Source organism: Chryseotalea sp. WA131a, assembly GCA_025370075.1.
Classification (GTDB): domain Bacteria; phylum Bacteroidota; class Bacteroidia; order Cytophagales; family Cyclobacteriaceae; genus ELB16-189.
In genome coordinates, this window is sequence record CP073016.1 from 1,828,376 (window position 1) to 1,849,444 (window position 21,069).

The 21,069-nt window shown below is 40.8% G+C and carries 17 protein-coding genes and 1 tRNA gene; 8 read left to right on the plus strand and 10 right to left on the minus strand.

What is annotated here, in order from left to right; genetic code table 11:
• Positions 1-22: 22 nt before the first annotated feature.
• The gene (locus tag KA713_08220; protein UXE68545.1) at positions 23-1,597 is read right to left on the minus strand and encodes a SusD/RagB family nutrient-binding outer membrane lipoprotein; all 1,575 of its coding nucleotides are present in this window, start codon (positions 1,595-1,597) and stop codon (positions 23-25) included.
• A 29-nt stretch (positions 1,598-1,626) separates the two neighbouring features.
• Positions 1,627-4,869, minus strand: coding sequence for a SusC/RagA family TonB-linked outer membrane protein (locus tag KA713_08225; protein UXE69077.1), 3,243 nt, complete (start codon positions 4,867-4,869; stop codon positions 1,627-1,629).
• Positions 4,870-5,168: 299 nt separating this feature from the next.
• On the opposite strand from KA713_08225, the gene KA713_08230 reads away from it, so the two are divergent.
• Positions 5,169-5,762, plus strand: a complete 594-nt coding sequence (locus KA713_08230) for a helix-turn-helix transcriptional regulator (GenBank protein ID UXE68546.1) — start codon at positions 5,169-5,171, stop codon at positions 5,760-5,762.
• A 47-nt stretch (positions 5,763-5,809) separates the two neighbouring features.
• Here KA713_08230 and KA713_08235 read toward each other — a convergent pair whose 3' ends face one another.
• Complete coding sequence (locus tag KA713_08235; protein UXE68547.1) at positions 5,810-7,111, minus strand: metallophosphoesterase family protein; 1,302 nt, start codon at positions 7,109-7,111, stop codon at positions 5,810-5,812.
• A 190-nt stretch (positions 7,112-7,301) separates the two neighbouring features.
• Between KA713_08235 and KA713_08240 the strand changes: the two genes are divergently transcribed.
• The 3 genes from KA713_08240 (at position 7,302) to KA713_08250 (ending at position 10,680) form a co-directional block, all read left to right on the plus strand.
• Entirely contained in the window at positions 7,302-8,453 is a 1,152-nt protein-coding gene (locus tag KA713_08240) for a TIGR03364 family FAD-dependent oxidoreductase (GenBank protein ID UXE68548.1), read from the plus strand.
• Positions 8,454-8,545: 92 nt separating this feature from the next.
• Positions 8,546-9,391, plus strand: a complete 846-nt coding sequence (locus KA713_08245) for a histidinol-phosphatase (GenBank protein UXE68549.1) — start codon at positions 8,546-8,548, stop codon at positions 9,389-9,391.
• Between the two features lie 14 nt (positions 9,392-9,405).
• Positions 9,406-10,680, plus strand: coding sequence for a hypothetical protein (locus tag KA713_08250; GenBank protein UXE69078.1), 1,275 nt, complete (start codon positions 9,406-9,408; stop codon positions 10,678-10,680).
• 133 nt (positions 10,681-10,813) lie between these two features.
• Here the strand turns inward: KA713_08250 and KA713_08255 are convergent, their stop codons facing one another.
• Positions 10,814-11,494: an HAD hydrolase-like protein gene (locus KA713_08255; GenBank protein UXE68550.1), complete on the minus strand. Its 681-nt coding sequence runs from the start codon at positions 11,492-11,494 to the stop codon at positions 10,814-10,816.
• Between the two features lie 139 nt (positions 11,495-11,633).
• Here KA713_08255 and KA713_08260 point away from each other — a divergent pair, with 139 nt between their 5' ends.
• Positions 11,634-12,206 carry an HDIG domain-containing protein gene (locus tag KA713_08260; GenBank protein UXE68551.1) on the plus strand — a complete coding sequence of 191 codons (573 nt, stop codon included), beginning with the start codon at positions 11,634-11,636 and terminating at the stop codon, positions 12,204-12,206.
• Positions 12,207-12,236: 30 nt separating this feature from the next.
• Here KA713_08260 and KA713_08265 read toward each other — a convergent pair whose 3' ends face one another.
• From KA713_08265 to KA713_08275, 3 genes are all read right to left on the minus strand, one after another.
• Complete coding sequence (locus tag KA713_08265; protein UXE68552.1) at positions 12,237-13,292, minus strand: galactose oxidase; 1,056 nt, start codon at positions 13,290-13,292, stop codon at positions 12,237-12,239.
• A 7-nt stretch (positions 13,293-13,299) separates the two neighbouring features.
• Positions 13,300-14,667 carry a DUF4270 family protein gene (locus KA713_08270; GenBank protein ID UXE68553.1) on the minus strand — a complete coding sequence of 456 codons (1,368 nt, stop codon included), beginning with the start codon at positions 14,665-14,667 and terminating at the stop codon, positions 13,300-13,302.
• 113 nt (positions 14,668-14,780) lie between these two features.
• Positions 14,781-14,854: transfer RNA gene (locus KA713_08275), tRNA-Arg, on the minus strand.
• Between the two features lie 192 nt (positions 14,855-15,046).
• On the opposite strand from KA713_08275, the gene KA713_08280 reads away from it, so the two are divergent.
• Positions 15,047-15,769: a PorT family protein gene (locus KA713_08280; protein UXE68554.1), complete on the plus strand. Its 723-nt coding sequence runs from the start codon at positions 15,047-15,049 to the stop codon at positions 15,767-15,769.
• A gap of 18 nt (positions 15,770-15,787) precedes the next feature.
• Here the strand turns inward: KA713_08280 and KA713_08285 are convergent, their stop codons facing one another.
• Genes KA713_08285 through rpoN form a run of 3 tightly spaced genes read right to left on the minus strand, consistent with a single transcriptional unit; the run spans position 15,788 to position 18,690 of the window.
• Positions 15,788-16,570: an enoyl-CoA hydratase/isomerase family protein gene (locus KA713_08285; protein ID UXE68555.1), complete on the minus strand. Its 783-nt coding sequence runs from the start codon at positions 16,568-16,570 to the stop codon at positions 15,788-15,790.
• Between the two features lie 27 nt (positions 16,571-16,597).
• A complete protein-coding gene (locus KA713_08290) occupies positions 16,598-17,215 on the minus strand; it encodes a hypothetical protein (GenBank protein UXE68556.1) in 618 nt (205 codons plus the stop codon).
• Positions 17,215-18,690, minus strand: coding sequence for an RNA polymerase factor sigma-54 (gene rpoN, locus KA713_08295; protein UXE68557.1), 1,476 nt, complete (start codon positions 18,688-18,690; stop codon positions 17,215-17,217). Before rpoN ends, KA713_08290 begins: the two co-directional genes overlap by 1 nt.
• A 211-nt stretch (positions 18,691-18,901) precedes the next feature.
• Between rpoN and asnS the strand changes: the two genes are divergently transcribed.
• Both asnS and KA713_08305 read left to right on the plus strand, forming a co-directional pair.
• On the plus strand, positions 18,902-20,338 hold the full coding sequence (gene asnS / locus KA713_08300) for an asparagine--tRNA ligase (protein UXE68558.1): 1,437 nt from the start codon (positions 18,902-18,904) through the stop codon (positions 20,336-20,338).
• Positions 20,339-20,487: 149 nt separating this feature from the next.
• Positions 20,488-21,027, plus strand: a complete 540-nt coding sequence (locus KA713_08305; GenBank protein ID UXE68559.1) for a ferric reductase-like transmembrane domain-containing protein — start codon at positions 20,488-20,490, stop codon at positions 21,025-21,027.
• Positions 21,028-21,069: the final 42 nt, after the last annotated feature.

The window sequence follows — 21,069 nt, forward strand, 5'->3', positions numbered from 1 at the left end:
TTTGACTAAAAACACTGGCAAATTACTTATTGGTCCAAAGATCAGTATTGATGTTTTCGGAAGTGCCTCCAAACTGAGAAGTCAAAGCAGCGTTGTAGTTTGCGGTATTATATTGCTTTTCAGATGTTGGATAATTCCACCTCTTAGGAATACGAGAGCCATTTCCATTACCCGCTAAATCCTTATAGAATGTTGGAACTCCAGTTCTACGTTGGTTATAGAATGCCTCCCATCCAGAATTCTGGAAAAATGCCAGATATTTTTGCATAAGTATCTGATTTAATCCTACTGCATTGTTACCAGCATATTTCACTTTGGCTTGATTATAGTAAGTATCTAAATCAACTGCAACAGTATAAGATTGGTAAGTCCCTAAAGCGTCCCCCTCCTTCAAATAAGTTGCCGTCATAGAACCCGTTTTAATATTATAGAAATCCATGGAAGCAAGAATGCCATTCTTATAAGAAACTTCTGCATCACTAGCCAACTTACCAGAAACCCAGCCTCTGTTGTATGCTTCCGCTATATTGAAACACAACTCAGGATATCCTATTTGAATGGTATTTTCGGCTGTATAGCCATCATAGTACCGTTTGCGGTTTTGGAACGAGTATTTACCTTGTTGGGCTTTGGTAGACATATCTGCTAAATCTTCATCAGGCCTGGCTCCAGCAAAAGAACCAAAATCGCTCAATGTAGCACCAGCTTTTACCTTTTCAATAGTAGGCTCTGCTACTACAAAGATTCTCGGATCATTTAAATCAATCAAAGGATCCATATAAGTTGAAGACATATTTTCGCGCAATGCGTTGAATCCATAGTTATCCTTGTTACGCCCATATTTATTAAAAGCTGCGTTGTAAACATATGACATGTTATCTGAGTTGGATGTCATTACTGGATACTTGCTTGGATTGTTTATCACATCGGAAAACTTTTGTTTGATTGCAAGGTCTGCATCTGTTTCCTTATTACTCAAACTGATCAACACCCGTAGTTTAAATGTATTAACTACTTTTTGCCAAGCTCTTAAGCTGTTATTGGTAGTGTAAATATCTCCTGAAAGCGTGTTATCACCCTTTTTAATCAATGATTCAAGATCAGAATTAGAATCTTCCAACAATTGGAGTGAACGGATATAAACCTCTTTTTGGCTATTATATTTTGGCTTAGTGTTTTCGGAACCAAGAAGAGCTTCATCAACAGGAATATCACCAACCCTAGTGCTCATTTTCACAAAGAAATACGCGCGTAAAAACTTGCCAATGGCACTGTAAGGGTTCACTTTTTCTGCGCCTCTTTTGATGGCTTCCTGCTCCATTTTCACTACATTCTTTAGCGTAGTATAATTCCAAGTAGTGCTGGCCCAATTGTATTCATTGTTAGCATAATAATTATAATTACTGCAATAAAATTGATTCCAGCGCATTACGTCATTCCAAGTAAAATCAGCCAAATCATTCAATACACCATTGAAAACTAGTGATTGATCTACTGAAGTTGGCCTATTAGGGTCTTTTTCTAGCTCTTCAAAGTCTTTGCAGCTAAACGCGGAAATAGACATGACGAACGTAAGGAGTATTGTTAATTTTTTCATTTTTATTCTCATTATTGTTTGATTAATGATTAGAAAGTAACATTAATGTTTACACCGTATCTGCGAGTGGTAGGCGTTTGCAAATCAGCGGAACCTTGACGGGTAGCAAACTGATCGATATCCATATCTTTGCTTTCCGCAAAATACAATAAGTTACGAGCAACAAGCGATACGTTAAAGTTCTTCACCTTATTTCCAAACCAACTTGTTGGAAGGCTATACCCAAGAGTAACTTCTCTCAATTTTACAAAGCTGCGGCTCATCATGTTTCCTTCGAGTGTATTGTAGTAATAGCTGATGTAATCTTGCGCAAACTGTTTAGTTGTATTGGGTGCAAAAGTTAATTCATTGTAATTTGTAATGGCACCGTCAACGTCATAATTGATTTTACCTCCTGTCAATACTACGCCCTCACCAACGTACGACTTTACTCCAATTACATCGTTCGCTCTAGCCGCTCCGTATGCTCCCTCCACAGTACCTATATGGCGTCCTCCACGATATGCCTGACGTTGGATTTGGTTCTCAATAACACCGCCTACTCGGCCATCAAATTGAAAGCTGAATGTAATTCCTTTATACGAAAACTTATTGTTGATACCAAATACGTAGTCAGGGTCAACAAAGCCCAAAAAGCGGGCGTTTGATGTACGTGTAGCCTTGCCTGTATTGTCATGTATAATGTTGCCATTCGGATCCCTTGCAAAAGCCGAGGCGTAGAAGCCATCCACTCTGTCACCTACTTTTATATATCGATTACTAGAGCTACCCGATACAAAATAACTCGTTGGCCATTGTGTTATCGAAGCATCAGGTCCATAAATTTCTTTTAACGTTTCTCTGTAAGAAGACCAGTTAACAAGAACATCCCAATTAAAACCATCAGAGTTTTTAATTGGAGAACCAGATATAGATACTTCCCACCCTTTGCGCTGTGTCCGAATACCGTTTTGCTTGGCAGCAGTATAACCCGTAGACTCTGATTGTGTAAGATCGAAAATCTGAGGTCCAAGATCAGATTGATAGTAGGTTATATCTAAACCTACTCTGTTTTGAATAAATTTTGCGTCCAACCCAACTTCATAGGAAGAATTATAGGAAGGCTGTAAATTAGACTTTGGAAGGGTATTCGTGTATGAAGCTGCCGGAGTATTGTTATAGCGTAAGGAAGTTGTGTACACGCCAGCGTTGCCATAGCTAGGGCCATCATAGGAAGAATTATATTGTTGACCATAATTTAAAAAATAGCTGGCTCCTGGCGTGGCACCAATTGTTGACAATGTCAATGCGTCACCAACCGAAGCATAAGATCCCCTTACCTTCAAGAACGATATTGGCTCTGGTATTTTAATATAATCTGAAATAACTGTGCTTGCAGAAACCGAAGGATAAAAGAAAGTATTCTCTCCTGACGGAAGAGTTGAAAGTTTATCAACCCTACCGGTGGTAGATAGGGTAACAAAATTCTTAAACGAAAAATCAGCAGAGTAATAAACACTACCTACCTGCATTTCTGAATTGAAGCTCGAAGCTCTGATAGGATTTCTTGAGTTACTAAAAGAGAAACCAGCAGGGTTTAATGAAGACGCTGGCACATTCAAATAGTCTGTTGTGGTGTAACTAGAATTGTAGCTTAACGTTCTTAGGCTTCCACCAGCAATGGCCTGAATACTAAAATCAGGTGTTATCTTTTTATCAAACTTTACCAAAATATCTGTAATGTTTTGAAAAAGACCTCTTCTATCTTCTCTATAATCACCTCTAGTTTCTTCACGACTGTAAGATGTTGCAGATGTTGGCATTCGTTCAGGTCTAAATATACCATACGTTGTCACATTTGAGCGCATTGTCACATCTAAGTAGTCTGTAATCTTATAATTCAATGATGCAAAGCCATACACATTCGAGTTATAATGCCCACGCAACCACTCGTAAGTACTAAAGTATGGATTGTTGTAACGCTGATACTCTGCGTAAATCTGTTGCGTGCCTTCCCTACCTTTTTGCCAATAATTTCTCATATCATCAATGTTCCAATCTGCGGCACCCCAAATAATGATGTTATAAATCATACTATTTGGGCCATAATTCACATCTGGGAAGTTTGGGGTAGTTTGGTAATTATAATTTATGTTTGATTCAAATTTTAACTTATCTGTGAACTTATAGCCAATAGATGAATTGAAGTTAAAAATGTCAAGTTTTGTATTAGGAACAAGCCCTCGTTGGTTGGTGTGCGATATTGAAAAACGTATATCTGACTTTTCGGTTGATGAACCTACGCTGATATTGTTAGTCAACAATATTCCATCTTGAAGAAATCTCTTTAAATTGTCCTTACCCCTGTTTGTAAACGGAGTAGGAATCCTTTTTCCAGTTACAGGATCGATCGGGCTGTCGTATTGTGGCAACAACCTACCATCCAAGGGTGGTCCCCAGATATCATAATCATTATCATTTTTTCCACTACCCTTGCCGTCCACGAATTCATAAATACCGTGGTCGCCAGGGCCGTAGCTATCCTGTACTTTAGGAATTGCTAAGAAGCCACTTTCCACCATAGAGCTGGAGTTGAAGCTAGCAGAAAATCCTCTCTTATCTCTCGAACCTTTCTTAGTGGTTAGAAGTATAGCCCCATTTCTGCCCTGAAATCCATAAAGAGCAGAAGCATTAGGTCCCTTTAATATAGTGTAGGTATCAATGTCGTCCGAACTAATATTCCAAGTATCAGAAATTACGGGAATGCCATCGACTACGTACAATATATCAGCGTTACCTCTAAGTAGAATATTTGGCTTGCGCAACAATTCTGCACTAGCACCAATTTGTAAACCAGCAATTTTACCTGCCAAAGAATTGATGGGGTTGGGTTCTCTAGCTTTTGTCAACTCTGAACCTTGAACTTTTTGTTGAGAATAACCCAATTTAGCCACATCCTTCTCAATACCCAAAGCAGTCACTACCACCTCACTCAATTGCTTCGCATCCGTTGCTAACACTACATTGAGACCTGTCTGGTTATTGATGGCCACTTCCTGCGTTAAGAATCCAACAAATGAAAATACCAACACGTCATTGGCAGAATTTGCATTGATGCTAAATGCACCATCTGCATCTGTAATCGTTCCGTTGGTGGTTCCTTTCACCAAAATGTTTACACCCGGCAGCGGGCTTTGATCTTCTCCGGAAGTCACCTTGCCGGATACCGTGTACTGTGCCATGGCCGAAGAAAACGCCATAAAGACAAAAAGTAATGCGCCTAATTTTTGCATCACCATTTGCCTGTTCAATTTTTGTTGTAAAAATTTAAACATAAGATTTTGTTTGGTTTAGTATCGCTAACAATCAATACCTGATTATTTGCTTGCTCAAATATTGATTTAACGTTTGATGTTGAGTGCAAGAAGAAATTATTTAACCGTTAAGATTGAGAGGCTTATTGGATAAAATTTTAACGCGCACGTAAACTCGAAGTAAGTAAAGTGGGTGAATGATTGTTGAAACCGTAAGTTTCTAATAACAATTAGGTAACAATTGGAAATTAGCTTGCATTGTCAACCAAAAGTTGACAATGAGTAAACTAGCTATTATGATACAAGAAGAACAAATCACACTCATTGCAAAAAGGATCAAGAAGTTACGCGTAGAAAAAGGTCTTACGCTGCAATCTCTAAGTGAGCGAACAAACCTTACCAAAGGACTCATTTCAAAAATCGAGAACTCTCGAACGATTCCGTCCTTACCTGTTTTTCTGTCGTTGATAAATGCGTTGGATGTAAGCCCCAATACATTCTTTGAGGATGTCTCTATTTCCGCAAGTAAAAACTATTTCCACATGAAGCGGAGGGAATACAAACACATAAAAAAAGAAAATCGGCCTGGGTTTGATTATCGTTTTATTCTGGCTCAAACCCTTCCAACGTGCACGATGGAAACAGTGGTATTGTCCATTAAGCCAAAAGCCAAAAGCAAGCCAACGGTTACAGATGGTTACGAGTTTAAGTATATCATCTCAGGTGATTGTGATTACTTTATTCAAGATGAAAAAATACAATTACAAGAGGGTGACAGTATCTTCTTTGATGCTTCCAAACCGCACTATCCTCTCAATACAACTAAACGAAAAGTAGTTATGCTAGTGATCTATTTTTTAACCATCAAATAAATTTCTCAAAAATAGCTGCTGAGCACGACCTACTGACCTCACTAAAATTATTTTTCCTTCGTGATCGAGAAACGATCTCTTACTTGTCCGTCAGCACAAATCCATTTTGCCTCCAATCGGTTGTCGTTGAAATCTAGCAGCAAGGAACCACCAACGGTTGTGTTGTAATAAGTGGCAGCCCGTAACGGATAACCTTCGGCTTGACCACCCACTTGCCCACCTGAACCACTAACAATATAGATGACGCCCTGCCCTCCCTTACCAACAAGGTAGTGGTTCGGTGAAGTCGTTCTTTCCACCACATGCTTCTTCGGATCAAAGGAGTTTGCTTCACCATAATGACCACGAAGTGGATGGGTGCGTTCATACACGTGGCTATGACCCGTTAATACCATATCTACCTTATAACGCTCCAGGATAACGAGCAAATTTTCACGAATCTTTACTAGCTCAGCTTCTCGGTCTGAATCGTGCGAGCCTTTCGTGTAAGGCGGGTGATGAAAGTACACAATTGTCCAAGGCAATTTATTAGCGCTCAAATCTTTCTTCAGCCATGTAATTTGCTGGCTCAGGGTATCATAAATTCGAAATCCGCCATCCAACTCCCCTTGCGAGTCAAGCGAAATTAAATGAACGTTTCCATAGTCAACGGAATAGTAAGATTCAGATCCGGAGGGTATCCCTCCTGCCTCGCCATTAGTAGGCATTGTAAAAATTTTAAAGTAGGAGATATCGGTCGGATTGCGTTTGGCTTTACCATAGTCGTGGTTTCCGGGAGCTGGATAAAGATTTGTATTCTTAAAAAAACTTTCCTGATACACCCTAAAGACATGTCGTTGATACTCGTCATCTAAACCCAGGTTATACGCATTATCACCAAGCCAAATCCAAGCATCCGGCCGATGATCATATGTCTCTTTAATGATAGCATCGCGGCATTTTAGTTGATTGGTTGAACCATCGCCAAAATCACCCAACGCCCAAATACGAAGCGGTGAAATAGATCCAACAGTGGGAGCGGTAATCACAAATTGCTCTGGATACATCTTGGCAATGGCACCCGTATCGCCCACCGAATAATAGTACTTGGTGGCAGGTAAAAGACCCGATATTTTTATTTCATGATCGGTCATCAAGTTGGAATCTGATACTTTCGTGTGGTTGGAGTGCTTCTGAAGGTCAATTGAAAGAGTAACTTTACTGGTGGTTGGTTGTTGCGTTCTCCATTTAATGACAGCGGAAGTAGACGTTACGCTGTTCAAATAAGGACCTCGGATGATGTCAGACGATTGGGCATTTGACCTAATTGCCACAGATAACAAAAGAAGGATTACAATTGACTTATTCATGGAATTAGATGATAGGTTTGGTAAAAATATTTTTTCTGCAATTCTAACCAATTCGTCACCAAATCGATAGTGATCTTCTGAATATTAGTATCACCTTCCCCTTGGATTTGAGGTGCATAAAAATATTTTTATTAACCATAACATTCTATTAACACCAAATAACCAAATTGAAAACTTAAAAGTAACTTAAATGCCAAATCAATTCGATGTAGTGGTTGTTGGTGCGGGTGTGCTCGGCACTTTCCATGCCTATCATGCCGCTCGACTGGGAAAAAAAGTGCTACTGGTTGAAAAAGATAATTACCCAGTGCAAGCTACGGTTCGGAATTTTGGGCAAGTAGTGCCCTCTGGCATGGGTAAAGAGTGGTTTGATTATGGCGTGCGAGGAACCGAAATTTATAAAACTATTCAACACGAATTTGATCTTTCGATTCGCTCGAATGGCACCGTGTACATTGCTTCTGATCCTGACGAACAGCAATTGATTCATGAATTAAAATCAAGCATGGATGCACGCGCTTATCCGTCTGTATTGATGACATCCGAACAATGCGTAGCCAAATGGCCCGCATTAAAAAAATCCTATTGCAAAGAAGGATTGTTTTTTGCCCAAGAAGTAAGTGCGGAGCCCGACCGCATGATACATCAGTTGTTAAAATATTGTACAGATAAGTTTAGTAGCCTCCTGTACAAACCGAACACAGCAGTGATCGATTGCCAGGTTACGGGCAGTAGTGTAAAAATAGTTTCTACCGCAAAAGAAGAATTCACATCCGACAAAGTAATTATTTGCAATGGGGGAGAATTTAAACTTCTCTTTCCAGATTTATTCCGCACGAGTGGAATTGTAATCAGTAAATTGCAAATGTTAAAGACACTACCGATGAAAGAAGTTAATTTGGAAGGCAATATTTTAACTGGTCTTACCATCAGGCGCTATGAGTCATTTCAAGAGTGCCCCTACTACTCTACCATTCAAACTCCCGAACATTTAAAAGAGTTAAAGAAGTGGGGGGTCCACATTTTGTTCAAGAAAGCCGCGGATGGTGCTATTATCATTGGCGACTCGCACGAATACGCGGACGTAAGCCAGATCGATGATTTAGGTTTCTCTCAAAATGAATACATTAACCAATTGATGTTACAAGAGGCACAACGGATCGTAAATTTTGATATCACTAAAATAGCAACTACTTGGTCGGGGTTCTATCCACAACATAATGAAAAGGGAATCGTAGAGATTGACATCGAAGATAGAATTCACATCCGCACCGCCATCGGTGGCAAAGGCATGACCACTTCGGCTGGGTATTCAGAACAGAGTATTAAAAAGCTAATTTGAAGATTGCTCAATTTGAAAATTTGAAAATGTCCAAGTTTCATTCAATAGCATCTCATTTTCAAATTAGCTAATTTTCAAATCTTCAAATTGATATGTGGTCCAATTTCCATACTCACAGCACCTATTGCGATGGCAAAAGCACATTGGAAGAACACATTATTAGAGCACAACAACTTGGAATAAAGAGTCTGGGATTTTCGTCTCACGCGCCAATACCATTCGATTGCAAATGGTGCATGGAAAAAGAAGAGTTGGAAAACTACCTGCAATCCATTCAATCGTTAAAAGAAAAAACCTCACTACCACTGTATAGAGGGCTTGAAGTAGATTTTATCCCCAAGATTATCGGCCTAACAGATTTTTCGAAGCAACTGGATTATACCATTGGCTCTGTTCATTTTGTAGATACTTTCAAAGAGGGTGAACACTGGGAAATCGATGGGCTTCATGCCGTATTTTTAAACGGTCTTGAGAAGATATTCCAGAATGATTTTAAAGCAGCATTCATCCGCTATTTTGAACTGACGAGAGAGATGTTGCGTAACTCCCCTCCCACCATTGTTGGCCATCTAGACAAAATGAAAATCCAAAACCCTGAAAACAAATTCTTTGCAGAAACAGAAGACTGGTACCGACATGAAGTAAAGAAAACAATTCTAACAATTAAAGATTCAGGAGCAATTATGGAAGTGAATACGCGCGGACTCTACCAGCGAAAATCCACCACCACCTACCCTAGCCCTTGGATACTGGAATTGATTCATGAACAAAATATCCCCATCACCATCAGCTCCGATGCACACCATGCCGATGACTTGATCAATCAATTTGAGTCCACCGCCCAACTATTGAATAAAATCGGTTTCAAAAAAATCCACATTCTATACGATGGTGAATGGAAACCTTATAACTTTAACGAAAAAGGAATTGAATTTTGAAACCTATTCACCCCATTTCTAAGTGGCTCAGTAATACCCACGGCATTTGGTTTACGATTTATGCCTCGCTCGCAGCTTTTTTGTTGTACACCTGTGTGTATGCTTTCCGCAAAACATTTGCAGCCGCTACATTTGAAGGATTGGTCTTTGCAGGAATCAGCTACAAGGTTTGGTTGGTGACTTTTCAAGTAGTGGGCTACGCGCTTTCAAAATTCATTGGCATTAAAATTATTTCAGAGCTAAAAGCACACTCTCGTTCCTTAGGAATTTTGTTGATGGTAAGTATTGCAGGCATTTCTTGGCTGCTATTTGCGCTAGTGCCACCTCCTTACAATTTCATTTTCCTGTTTACGAATGGCCTTCCACTGGGCATGGTGTGGGGCATGGTGTTTGGCTATTTGGAAGGAAGACGAATGACCGAAGTATTGGGCGCATCGTTGGCCGTGAGTTTTATTTTTTCGGCCGGCTTGTGCCGATCTGTGGGAGCTTACATCATGCGCGACTGGGGCACATCTGAATATTGGATGCCTTTTGTGGCAAGTTGTCTTTTTTTTCTACCACTCTTATTGTTTCTGTACTTGCTCGATAAACTGCCCCCGCCATCTAATCTGGATGAACAACTCCGCACCAAGCGTGCACCTATGAATGCCGAGGAGCGGAAAAAATTTACGTCAACATTTTTACCAGGCATTATTCTATTTGTCCTCTCGTATGTTTTGCTTACTGCCTTTCGCGATTTTAGGGATAACTTCTCCGCTGAAATTTGGAAATCAATGGGTTTAGGAAATGATCCTTCCATTTATACCTCTACGGAAGTGCCCGTTTCATTTGCTGTGCTAATTTGCATGGGAAGTTTAATGCTCATCAAAAACAATAAGCTTGCTTTAATGGTAAACCATATCATCATTGCTTTCGGCATGCTTTTGATTGGTGTGGCTAATTATTTATTCCAGCAACAAATCATCGAACCCAAAATATGGATGGTGTTGATTGGATTGGGTTTGTACCTGGGTTACATTCCTTTCAACAGTATTTTCTTCGATCGATTGATTGCAGCATTCAAATACACCGGCACCGTTGGTTTTATCATGTACGTGGCCGACTCGTTTGGATACTTAGGAAGTGTAGGTGTTCTATTCTTCAAAGAATTTGGATATACCAAACTTAGCTGGCTTAGCTTCTTTATCAGCGGTGGATATTTTCTATCCATCACAGGAACTATTTTGATTTTAAGCTCCATGATTTACTTCCATTACAAACACAAGAGTTGGAAGCATACTAACGCATAACCACGGCCTCCCAGCATAATAGATGTTGAACTTTGTTTTGCCTGATTTATAAACTACAGCAGCAAAGGTTGGCCGCAGAACATGAAATCAACAGATAGATAATATTAAAGAAACATTGAGCGGGGATTTATTTCTAGAAATCTAAAATCGGTAGGATTTCCGGAATCTGATCAATCAGATGGGTATGAGAAACAAGAGCTAATTGTGATTTTGAAAAAGCCCCTGAGGCAATGCCAATCACCCAACCGCAGCCAGCAGCTTGCCCTTCTTGCAAGTCAGAAATAGTATCACCTACTTTGGCAACTGTTTTAACATCCAGAACATCGGTTATTTCCATTGCACGGTATATCAAATCGGGGTAAGGCCTGCCGTGCGCCACTTCATCACTGGTGACGCTTCCATCCATCAAACCATTCGCACTCCATCCCATCCGGTTTAACAGGGCATCTACAATGGGTCGATCAAAACCAGTATCAACCACTACCTTCACTCCTTGTTGCTTTAACTTTTTAAATGTCTCGGTCACACCTACATTCTCTTGTACGGATTGATCATGCTCATAAAAACGGATCATGTCCGTAACAAAGTCGGCATGTATGGTTCGTATGATCTCATCGTTGATAGAATCGTGCTTCACTTGCTCTAACAGTTGACGAATAGCCACTGGCTTAGGAATGCCCATCACTTTGTTTGCTTGCTCGATGGTAATTTCAAGTCTCGCTTTGCCAAATGCGTTTTTTAATATTCGCTGAACATCAAAATTTTCTTTTACGGTAGTCCCCGCCAAATCAAAAACCACTAGTTGAACGCTCATTGTATAGCCATTTAGAAACGAAAGGTAAACGAACTTCAAGTAAGAATCCAACCCACACAAACAAATTAATCATTTGATAACTTCAGTTTCTGTTAAAGAAAATATTCTTCTACTATCTTTCATTTAAATTAGAATAAAAATGAATGCCCAGCAAAAGCAGAATTCAATTGATGAAATCTTTGGAATGTACAAGCAGTTTGGAGTCTCCGAATATGTAGGTGAACCCGTTTCATTGATCGAGCACATGTCGCAATCAGCGCAATTGGCCATGCAGGCGGGCTTCGATGAGGAAATAATACTCGCAGCATTTTTTCATGACATTGGCCATATGTGCGTTTTAAAAAGTGAAGAAAACTCGATGGGCATTTACGGTGCTAAAAGCCATGAAAAGATTGGCGCAGATTATTTGCGCTCAAAAGGCTTTTCAGAAAGGATGGCCAAATTGGTAGAGAACCACGTGCAAGCAAAACGATACCTTACATTCAAACATCCAGAATATTTTAGCAATCTATCAGAGGCAAGCAAAAAAACGTTGGAGTATCAAGGAGGAAGTATGAATGCAGAAGAAGCTGCCCAATTTGAAAGCGATCCGCTTTTTGAAATCAGCATATTAATGCGCAGATGGGATGAAGAAGCGAAGCTAACGGAGATACCTTTGGTCGATCTAGAAAAAATTAAGTCCAGCGCCTTGAAAGCACTGGACTTTGCATAAGTCAGAAAGTAAAATTTATATTCCCTATATCTAGTTGTTGTTCGCTCCGGCCGGATCAAACTTCCAAGTATCGTCAAACCTGAAACCACCCGAGCGGCCAGTTGTAATGTAACCAACATTTCCTATACCAAAACCAACAGCCGCATCGCGTGCGCTACCCCTTATTACTGTGGGTGAAGTGTAAGAGTAATACTGTGTCCAAGTATCAGTAGCAGGATCATATCCCCACGTATCACTTAAAGGAGTTAAATTGAATGATCCACTTGAAATAAACCCGAGAGATCCAATAGTAAATGTACTTGCAAAATCGCGTGGATCGGGTTGGGCAATAGTATTACCATTTTTATCTTTCTTAGTCAATTGTTGCTTTTGAGTCCACACATCATTCACTGGATCATACTGCTCAACCGTTCTGGTGGGTTGTTGATTGTTGGTGCCGAATACTACATAAGCAAAATTATCAATTGTAAAGGCTGCACCATTTACTCGCTTGCCTGAAAGGCCAGCGCGTACAACCCATGTGTTGCTTCCAGGCACATATTCGTACACATCATTTAATTCATTAGAGCCATTAAAACCTGCCCCAACGTAGCCTCTATTTGCCACAGAGAAGGCAACTGCACCATTTCGCCCTTTGGTTCCAGGTAAATCAAGTATTTGCTTCCAAGAACCTAAGCCGCCATTTCCAGCAGGGTCAAACTCCCAAAAATCTTTTAAGTAAACATTGTTTGCCGCCAAGCCAGTACCTACATATCCTTTTGAGCCAATAGCAAAACCAATCGCCCCTGATCGTTCTATGCCGGGAAATTTTGTTTGCTCTGCCCAAGTATCTTTTACGGGATCATATTGATAAACATCTACAACACGAGTGTTAAGCGCATCAAAACCTCCTACCACATAAGCTTTTCCGTTGATCACAAACGAAGCTGCGCCACTTCTTTTACTTCCACTAAAGTCAGCTACCTTATCCCAAGAACCAGGCTTGGCAGTGGTAGTAGTGTTGCTGCTTCCGCCACAGGATGCTAAATAGAGCGTTATGCAACTCAAAACAAAAATTGATGCGAGGGTATTAAAAAACTTATTCATATAGGTATTAATTCGTAACATAAGAATAGAAAATTTTAAGTTTAGTGCTGTTGGGGTTTCCTAGTTTAGAAGTGATGGCAACCCTATTTACTTCTCCAACCAAAGTGGCAGTAGGTGGCGCTACCAGTACTGGAGATAGCTCACCATTGGTAGATAGCAATTCGTTGTTGATGTAGTTGGTCATTGGAAACACATATTTCGTTTCGCGCTGATATTCACGATCATAGCTAATATTTGCCAAAATCGGGGAATTACCTCCTATTTGAAAAATAGGTACGTTAGATGCATCCGTTGCATAAAACTGCAGCGTGCGGGGCGGCCTTACATTATCAACTAGAGCGCTTTGATTGGGATACAATTCCAAAATTGCATCAAGCAAAATTATGTTCTTGTTTTGTAAAAAACCTTTTAAGCGAGGAAACTCCAATTTTGTAACCAAGCCCCCGCCTGATTGAATGAAAGAATTGTTGCCAGTTTCACTAGAACGAAGTTCTTTTCGAGGTGCTAGGTTTGCAAATTGAGTACCCGATCGGTCGTTAACAATATTATTGAAGGCAAGGGTTGTAAGCGGAAAATCGAGAGATGCTGTATCATAACGTGCTTCGGCAAGATTAAGTGCACGATAATAAAATTTCACCCTTGCTCTGTTCGATCTAAACCCAACAATGCTTGCATTCGCAGAGTTGATGGCTAAATGAATGCCCTTGAATAGATTGGTTTGGAACCCACTAAGATTTGATGAGAAATATTGAAGTGTATCTTTTTGAATCCACCTAAACCACTTTTGCCCTAATGATGTAGGGAACTTCAATCGCAAGTTATCTCTACTGATCGGATTAAAAAGCACAGGCTTTGAGAAGATTGGGATTGGGTTGAAATCTGAAGTGTTAGAGTTATAAAAAGAATTCTCGCTATAAAACATAGAGACCCTATCGTCTGTAGGGTATCGATAAGGAACCCTGAAGATAGGTGTCTTTGTCAATTCGTGAACGTTTACATTCACAACGGTTGTTGTATCGCCATACCAATACTTACTGTAAGGAAGAATGAGAGCCACTGAATCAAGAATACGTGTTGTGTCCACCAGTACTGACCTTTGCGGCCCAATTTGGAAATAGTTGGAGGCTGTAACCCTGCCCAATAAATTATCGGTGTAAGATCCCAGCAAAATGGGCGAATTGGTTGAAGGAAGAGAATCTAGTTGAACAGTAGAACTAACAATAGAAAATGTATCGCTAAATACAGTTTTGAGATTGCTACGAATGAAAGATTTGTCAGCCCTCAAAATGCCTGTATCTTCGCAAGAAAGAAGAAAAGTAACAGAAGTAATGGAAGCAACGAACGCAGCCATTTTCCATTTTTTTGCCCCACTCATACCAAAAGAAAAATTGTTCACGCTCTTTGGACTAAAAAAATGACCAGAAAGTTTTATGATTCTAAACTTATTTAACTCCGGCCAATCAAAATTATTGTCCAGCTACTTTAAAGTGGGCTTGGAGGGATTCAAACCCCCAACCTTCTGATCCGTAGTCAGATGCTCTATTCAGTTAAGCTACAGGCCCATATCGTACTTATACTTCAGTTTCGGAATAAAAAAATCAAACTTTTATTCAAAAACCTTCATCCAAGAAGCAAACGTTTTTGCGCTCAAGATGAAACAGCCCGCAAATTTAAGAGAATAATTTCTTTGGCCAAATACTGTTTTTGGCCAATGAGCACTAAAAATGTACTTTTGCCGTTCAAATTTTAAAACCATGATTCAAAAGGCCTTTGCATTTCTCGTTTGTTTGTCAATTTCACTTTCGGCAGTTAGCCAGGAAACAAAAAAAGCGAAGCGGCCCGACCTTCCTGGTTCTTTTATTATTGAATTTGGATTCAACACCGCACAAGGCTCTACTCCCGCTAACTTTGATCAAGGGGTGTGGGGTTCGCGCACACTTAACCTTTATTATCAATACCCGATTCGGTTATGGAAAACGAAATTCAGTTTTAACCCAGCACTGGGCTTAAGTCTTGAACGTTACAAGTTCTCAAACAATTATACGCTCCCCTCGGTGCCTGAACCAAATGGGCAATATGATTTGAAGAGGATAATTGACATCTATCCCAACTCAAGTCCATCAAAAAGTATGTTGATCATGAATTACTTCGACTTTATGCCTGTTGAATTACGCTTTGATACTAAGCCTGAAGACTTGGCCCGAAGTATTCATATTTCGGCAGGCTTACGCGTGGGGTTATTGTTCGACTCACACACCAAAGTTGTATTTGACCAAGGTGGAGAAGAGAAAACGATAAAAGAAAAACAAAAATTTGGGTTGAACACGTTCCGTTATGGATTGTATGGTCGCGTTGGCATTGGTAATTTTAATCTTTTCTATAATTACAACATTACACCCGTATTTGATGCCGCTACAGCTCCTTCTGGATCTCAAATGAATACAGCCACCGTTGGTATTTCGCTCAGTGGGTTTTGAGGTAATTGGTGTTTAGATTTATTTACCTTGAAAAGCAGGCTTACGTTTTTCTAAAAACGCTTGCACACCCTCTTTGTGATCGTGTGTGTCGCCCGCAATCTCTTGCGAATACGCCTCATATTCCAGCATTTCTTCCAATGTTGAGGTACCCGATTTGTTCAACATCTTTTTAATCAAGCCAATGGCTTTGGTAGGCGCTTTTGCGTAATAATCTGTATAACTTTTTACCGCGCTGTCAAGTTCTACCATGGGAACAACTTTATTTACCAAACCAATTTTAAGTGCTTCTGAAGCCAACACTTTGCTGCCCATGCTGCACAATTCAAAAGATTTTGCCATACCCACCAAGCGAGGCAAAAAATAAGCAGAGCCAGAATCCGGCACGAGTCCGATATTGATGAACACTTCAATCAACGTTGACTCTTCTGCTGCCACGATAACATCGCATGCCAATGCCATGGAGCAACCTGCACCGGCCGCTACTCCATTCAATCGGCACACAATGGGCTTGGGCAATTGCCGCATGGCCGTGATGATGGGGTTATAGCGCCTATGCAAAGAATCCAAGAAAGATCGCTTGCCTTGGCTTGCACTGTCCTTTAAATCTTGCCCCGAGCAGAAAGCTTTACCCGCGCCTGTAAGCACAACTACACGCACGGCCTCGTCTTTGGCTACTGCTTTCCACGCATCTTGCAACTCGTAGGTGATGCCGTCATTCAATGCGTTGTACACTTCTGGTCTGTTAAGCGTGATGGTGGCCACGCCATCTGCCACTTGGTAGGTAATGAATTTGAAATCCATATCAATCAAATTTAGTAAGACAACAACTTAAAAAAGCAACATAATACCACTAAACCCAATCACAAAACCAACCAATGCACCATGCAGCACTTCGCGCAACGTGTGGGCACCCAAAACCAATCTGGCTGACATAACCAATCCGGCCAACGCAATCAAAACTACGGTAGGTAGTAACAGCGTGGGCTCATCCTGTGCTTTGTTTAGCGGCAACAATATGCCTACACCACCCGCCATGGCAATGCTGTGTATGCTGATCTTGGAAAAAAAAGTAAAAATGAGCGAGGCCAACACCAACACGAAAATGATGAACATCAACTTATTGAAATCGTTGCTGAAGGGTAACTTGTAATAAAAAAGAAATGCGACCAGTCCATAAATAATGGTGATCAGTGTAAATGGAAACAACCGTTCTTCGCGCGAGTCGAGTGTAAGCGACCGAATGGTTTTGAACGAACGAAGCATAATCAAATTAATAACCGGCATGAGAAATGTAAACACAAATACAAATGCTGCTACATACGTCAATTTTCGTTGATCAATTTTTAACATGCCCGGAAGAAAATATCCCAGCACTAAAACCAAATAAGTTGAAAGCAATAAGGGATGAAAAACGATTGAAACAACTTGTGCTGCACGTTTCACCATCAGATTTCTTTTCTAAGTCTCGCCACCGGTATGTTCAATTGTTCGCGGTATTTGGCCACGGTGCGCCTAGCAATGTTGTACCCTTTCTCGTTGAGCAAGTCTTCTAGCTTATCATCTGGAAAAGGTTTGCTTTTGTCTTCACTCTCAATCAAGTCTTTGATAATCTGTTTCACCTCGCGGCTACTTACTTCTTCTCCCGAATCGGTGGCAATGCCTTCTGAGAAAAAATATTTCAGCGGATAAATACCGAAATCGGTTTGCACGGTTTTGCTGCTGGCCACACGACTCACAGTCGAGATATCCATGCCAATGATTTGCGCAATGTCTTTCAGGATCATCGGCCTAAGTTTCGTTTCATCGCCTTCCAAAAAATAATCGTATTGAAAATCAATGATGGCGCGCATGGTTCGGAGCAAGGTGTGCTGGCGTTGCTTGATAGCATCGATAAACCACTTGGCTGAATCTAACTTCTGCTTCACAAAGGATACAGCTTCTTTGAGCTTGCGATCTTTCTTGTCGCTCTTTTCATAGGCTTGCATCATATTCGAATACGAGCGGCTGATGCGAAGCTCTGGTGCATTTCTTGAGTTTAGCGAAAGCTCGAGTTTGCCGTTGTTGTTCACCAAAATAAAATCTGGAATAACGTATTGGTTTTTCACCATCCCGGACGTCATCTCTCCGCCTGGCTTGGGGTTTAGCCGAACAATCAATTCAATGGCATCTTTAATGTAGTCCTCATCATCCAAATCCAATTTCTTCAAAATTTTTGAATAATGTTTTTTGGTGAACTCTTCGTAGCATTCGCTTAACACACGCTTGGCCACTATTACATCCACATCTTGCCCATCGTCCATCCGCTCCAACTGAAGCAACAAGCACTCTTGCAAGTTGCGAGCCGCAATACCCGATGGATCAAAGGATTGTATTTTTTTTAAAATCCCTTCTACTTCCTCTAATGTGGTTTCAATGCCTTGAGAAAAGGCTAAGTCATTTACAATTGATTCTAACTCTCTGCGGATGTAGCCATCACCTTCAATGCTGCCCACCAACTGTTTGCCGATAATGGTTTGCCGCTCATCCAATCCCAAAAAACCGAGCTGTGTAAGCAAGGTTTCGTGCAATGAGGTGCCCATGGCCATCGGCATTTCGCGCTCTTCCTCATCATCATGTTCCACTTGCGTTTTATAACTGGCATAGTCATCGTCACGCAAATAATCATCAATATCAAGCTCTTCGTTCTTGTCTTCTTTCTCAGGTTCGGGTTCGTCTGTGGTTGGCTCTTCTTGCTCTACCTCAGTGGGTGTTTCATCAGGCCCTTCCTCCTCTTCGCCCTGCTCCAATACGGGGTTTAACTCCAACTCTTCCTCAATTCGTGCTTCTAGCTCAGCGGTGGGCACTTGCAATAGCTTAATAAACTGTATCTGCTGAGGAGATAGTTTTTGTTGTAATGACTGATTTAGTCCGAGACGCTGCATGCTATTGGTTTGACCCTCAAATTTACATCATTGAAGTCGTAAGCAAAATCGCAGCCAGAAAAAAGAGAAAGATTTTAAATTTTAGATTTGGGATTTTAGATTTTAGATTTGCAGGCATTGTGATCAGTCAATAGGCGATGGTAATGCGTTAATTGACCAATGACTAAAGAACTATTGACTATTAACTAATTTCAACTGATTAAAGACCAAGATGAAACGAACAAAGATAAAAGAACTGCTTTCTGCCTTGCCCAGCGGCCAAATTGTAAAAGCCCAGGGTTGGGTGCGCACTTTTCGCAACAATCAGTTTATTTCCATAAATGATGGTTCTACTATCAATAATTTACAAGCTGTTGTCGGATTGAATAGCCTTGAGGAATCAAACTTAAAAAGAATAACTTCAGGAGCTTGCATTTCCATCGTTGGAGAATTGATTCCTTCATTAGGCAAAGGTCAAGCTATAGAAGTAAAAGTTACTCAACTTGATATTTTAGGAGATAGCGATCCTGAAAAGTATCCTTTGCAATTAAAAAATAAACCAAGTCTAGAATATCTGCGCGAAATTGCCCACTTGCGAGGCCGCACCAATACCATCAGTGCGGTGATGCGTGTGCGCCATGCGATGGCGTTTGCCATTCATCAATTCTTTAATGACCGTGGGTTTACTTATATCCATACCCCTATTATCACCGGCTCGGATGCCGAAGGTGCTGGCGATATGTTTCGTGTAACCACGCTTGATGTCAACAACCCTCCTCGCAATGAGCAAGGTCACATCAACCACAAAGAAGATTTTTTTGGAAAGGAAACGAACTTGACTGTTTCCGGGCAATTGGAGGGTGAAACCTATGCCTTGGCGTTGGGAGATATTTACACGTTTGGGCCAACCTTTCGTGCCGAAAATTCTAACACTACACGCCACTTGGCGGAGTTTTGGATGATTGAGCCAGAGATGGCTTTTTACGATATTCAAGACAACATGCAGTTGGCCACCGATCTATTGCAATACTTGGTTCGCTATGCACTCACCAACTGCGTGGATGACTTAGAGTTTTTAAACAAACGTGCGTTGGAAGAAGACGCCACCAAACCGCAAGAGCAACGCAACGAATTGAGTTTATTGGACCGATTAAAGTTTGTGGTCGAAAATGATTTCCAGCGGCTAAGCTACACCGAAGCCATCGACATTCTAAAAAACTCAAACCCCAACAAGAAAAAGAAGTTTCAATACCTGGTGGAGCAATGGGGCGTTGATTTGCAATCGGAGCACGAGCGCTACTTGGTGGAGAAACATTTTAAGAAGCCTGTTATTCTCTACAACTATCCGAAAGACATCAAAGCCTTTTACATGCGCCAAAACGATGATGGAAAAACCGTTGCCGCAATGGATGTTCTCTTTCCTGGAATTGGAGAAATCATAGGCGGCTCGCAGCGCGAAGAGCGATACGATAACTTATTGAAACGTGTGCAAGAAATGAATCTGCCCGAAAAAGATTTGTGGTGGTATTTGGAGTTGCGCAAGTTTGGTTCTGCACCACACGCAGGTTTTGGATTGGGCTTCGAGCGATTGATTTTGTTTGTAACCGGCATGACCAACATCCGCGATGTGATTCCCTTCCCAAGGTTCCCGAAGAGTGCGGAGTTTTGACTTTGATTCAATGATTTCTATGATGTAATTGATTGGTTATTGTGCCCAGAAGAAATCATAAGAATCAAATAAATCACAAACTAATTAGTGCGTAGACTTTAACAACCCTCGCAAATATTAATTCGAATTACCATCAAAGTTCTGACAATATGGAAACCATTGAACTTTCAGGCATTATTGGAATGATTGCATTGGCTGCGCTGGCAGCTAACTTTTTTGTAGGGATTTTTATTTGGTCGAAGCAAGAATTTAAACTGCCTTACGGGATTTCTTTTTTACAACTCCATAAGTTCACGGGCTATTCGGCCGCCATCGCGATTTTGTTGCACATTGTGTTGATTCCCCTCGACCCCAAATCAGGCTTTACATGGGGAGATTTATTGTTGCCCGCTTGGACCAAACACCAACCGTTGGCAAACACCTTTGGCTCTGTTGCTTTCTATTTGATTGGTGTGGTAGTGATCAGTTCGTACTACAAAGACAAAATAAAATCTAAAATGTGGCGCACGCTCCATTTCTTGAGCTACTTCGCTGTCATCCCACTTGTTCTTCACAGCGTTATCACAGATCCCAAACTTGAAGATCGGCCTATCGATTGGTTTGATGCAGAGAAGTTGTTTGTAATTGCGTGTTGTGTTGCGATTGTTGGATTATCGACCTATCGATTTTTTGTTGTCAAGAAAAATTGAAAAGTTTCCAGTTTTTTGTAGCAAGTTGTCAGTGCCAACCAA